Source organism: Pseudoalteromonas sp. 0802, from assembly GCF_013350085.1.
In the GTDB taxonomy this organism is placed as follows: Bacteria; Pseudomonadota; Gammaproteobacteria; order Enterobacterales; family Alteromonadaceae; genus Pseudoalteromonas.
Map to the genome: position 1 here is coordinate 1 of NZ_JABVXE010000052.1, position 2,909 is coordinate 2,909.

Consider the following 2,909-nt stretch of genomic DNA (forward strand, 5'->3'; position numbering starts at 1 on the left):
AGATTCAGCACCTTTATCAAAACGGGTAACTCTCACTTTTTCAAGCTAATGTGTCAGATCTTGTTTGAACTAATACAACTTATAATTTAATTATTCCACAATACCCGTTAATACTTTTGGCATTCCCAACCCATAGCCTTGGCCAAAACAAAAGCCAAGGCCTCTTGCTAATTCTACGTGTTCTTCAGTCTCCAAGCCCTCAGCACAGACTTTACATCCGAAAGACTCGTTGAAAGTCGATACGAATTTAAAAACCTTCTGGCAGTTAATATCATGCAGAGACTTAATACCAAAGTTTCCATCAAGCTTTATCATGTACACATCAAGCTCGCATAGCATTTCAAAATTAGAGACACCGGTACCAAAATCATCAATCGCAAATAGATACCCATTTGCTGTCATTGAATTGGTGTTCACCAAAACATCATTGAACATCTTGTGCGAACAGGGGCGCTCAGTAATTTCAAATATCACTCTTGTCATATCAATTTTGAATTTTCGAAAATAATAATTAACCAGTCGCTTAAAGCCCTCAGAAGCAACTTGGGCAGGTTGTGACTTCTCATCGCCTTATCAGGCGATGCTTCTTATTTCGTTAGCCGTTGCTCGATAGTATCGAGACTTATGCAGCTTCCATAAGCAGAGACGACCGTCCAGCCGCCTTTAATTCCAGAATGCCTTTATCCCGGATATTTAGGGCGGCATTTAAGTCGCGATCAATATCTCTGGTACCGCAAGACGGGCAATCCCATTTGCGAACCGATAAGGGCATTGCTTCCATTTTATGACCGCAACAATAGCAGGTTTTAGAACTGGCGTACCACTGATCTAGCTTTACTAGGTGCTTACCTTGCTCTTTCAGTTTGTATTCCAATTTCGCAACAAAGCTATGCCATGAGGCATCAGCAATATGTTTTGCAAGTTTGCGGTTTTTCATCATATTGGCTGATTTCAATGTCTCAACTATCACCGCTTGGTTTTCGTCAACGAGAGTTCGAGAGAGTTTGTGTTGAAAATCAGCGCGAGCATTCGCTACCTTTTCATGACATTTAGCAATAAGTATCCGAGCTTTTGCACGATTAGCACTGCCTTTGGCTTTTCTGGATAGCTGACGCTGCTTACGTCTGAGATTCTTCTCAGCGCGTTTTACAAATCTTGGGTTGGCTGTCTTTCTGCCGTTTGACTCAATCGCAAAATGAGACAAACCCAGATCGACACCTGTCACTGCTCTTAACGTGTGGAGAGGTGTTGAGAGTTCCACTCCATCATCCGCAAGGATTGATGCGTAGAACTTACCTGTCTTGCTCAGGTTTACAGTGATGCTTTTAATCACACCCGCAATCTCACGGTGAACATTCGCCTCTATAGGCTTCATTTTTGGAAGCTTAATTGCCCCATCAAGTACCCTTACACCCACGCAGTGGTAGCTCGACTGCTTGCCATGTCTACGTTTGAATTGTGGATACTTGGCTTTCAACTTCGGATTAAAGAAGTTGTCGAAGGCTTGGTGAAGATTGATCACCGATTGCTGTAAGGCGATTGAATCATATTGCTTCAACCAGTGGTATTTGCGGGATTTCTTAGCAACGGCAAGCAGTGGTTTTATATCCTTTTTTGGATTCAGTGTGACACCATGCTTGCGGTACATGTGCGATTTTAAATGCAGCGCTTTGTTATACGCAAAACGCACGGCACCAAACTGAGCGATTAAAAACTCAGCTTGCTCTTGTGTTGGATAAATGCGTACTTTTGTTGCTTTTAGCATTTCATTGCTCACCTGTATAATTTCAAGATATTATCGGCTTATATTGGGGTTGTAAAGTGAGTGCATACAGCAAAGAGTTACTTCAAGACTGCCTCAAAAAAGGCACTGCCTGAGCAAATTGATTATTCATCTGGTATTTACAACGAAGTACAGGCGCAAGTTGTTTACTGGAGTTATGATCGAACAATTAAGGGAAGCTTTTGACTCAGTGTGTGTAAAACTTGAATGCGAATTGATAGAAATGGATGGTGAACAGGATCACGTTCATTTACTGATCTCATACCCTCCTAAACTTTCAATCAGCCTAATGGTTAACAACTTAAAAGCAGTTTCATCTCGTATACTACGACTACAAAACACGCACCTTACAAGGCAGAGCACAAGCTCCGCCCTATGGTCTCGTTCATACTTTGCTTGCACTGCTGGCGGTGTGACTATTGAAACATTAAAAGCTTATGTGGAAAGTCAATCAACCCCAGATTAAGACGCTATCGCGTCTTACGCCTTATATCCCCGCCCTAATCGGGCGAGGGTTTACGGCGAAATCGCTAAAATAATCTGGCCTGATGCGCGTCCGTTACCCAAATCTAACCACATTAGTGATTTATTATAACGAGAACCACGATTATCATTAGCAAAAAAACGCCCCATATCAGCACGAACCTTTGCTTTATCGAAAATTCACCGAGAAAACCCCGTGATCAGAGCGAAGTGATGTCGCGGGGATGAATCTGTGTCACCCCTGCTCTTGAATATATTTTCGTATTATCTCTGCACTAGCATTTCCTACAGAACACACAAAGTATCCATCAGACCAAAATGTTTTCTCTTTCTAAAATTGGTTTTTGAGGTAAGGAAATGATTTCCAGATTTTAGTAGTTGTCGCTTGTTTAATCCTCCTTGCGTACTAGCCTACAGAATATCGAGTGCCGATTGTAATCAGCATATGAATGTGATCTTTGTCTATTTCAACCTCTTCGATCCTGAAGTCAGAAGATAGAGAAACATCGAAAACCGTTTTCTTAACAAACTTACCCAGATTTCCGTTTAGTAAAGGTTTTCTGGATTTAACTACCAGAATTAAATGAAGTGCAATTAAATATTTGCAGTGAGATTTAGTTTCATATTCCAACTTGACAACTCG

General features: G+C 41.4%; 2 protein-coding genes and 2 pseudogenes. 1 reads left to right on the top strand and 3 read right to left on the bottom strand.

All coding sequences use genetic code 11. The features are described from left to right. Positions 1 to 90: 90 nt before the first annotated feature. Positions 91 to 543: pseudogene (locus tag HUS61_RS21000) on the bottom strand (EAL domain-containing protein); the annotation flags it as partial. A gap of 79 nt (positions 544 to 622) precedes the next feature. Beyond that, the gene (locus HUS61_RS21005) at positions 623 to 1,765 is read right to left on the bottom strand and encodes an RNA-guided endonuclease TnpB family protein (RefSeq protein ID WP_036973776.1); all 1,143 of its coding nucleotides are present in this window, start codon (positions 1,763 to 1,765) and stop codon (positions 623 to 625) included. Positions 1,766 to 1,829: 64 nt separating this feature from the next. Here HUS61_RS21005 and tnpA (HUS61_RS21010) point away from each other — a divergent pair, with 64 nt between their 5' ends. Next, complete coding sequence (gene tnpA / locus HUS61_RS21010) at positions 1,830 to 2,249, top strand: IS200/IS605 family transposase (protein WP_036973777.1); 420 nt, start codon at positions 1,830 to 1,832, stop codon at positions 2,247 to 2,249. 252 nt (positions 2,250 to 2,501) lie between these two features. Here tnpA (HUS61_RS21010) and tnpA (HUS61_RS21735) read toward each other — a convergent pair. Next, a pseudogene (gene tnpA, locus HUS61_RS21735) lies at positions 2,502 to 2,897 on the bottom strand (IS200/IS605 family transposase). Positions 2,898 to 2,909: the final 12 nt, after the last annotated feature.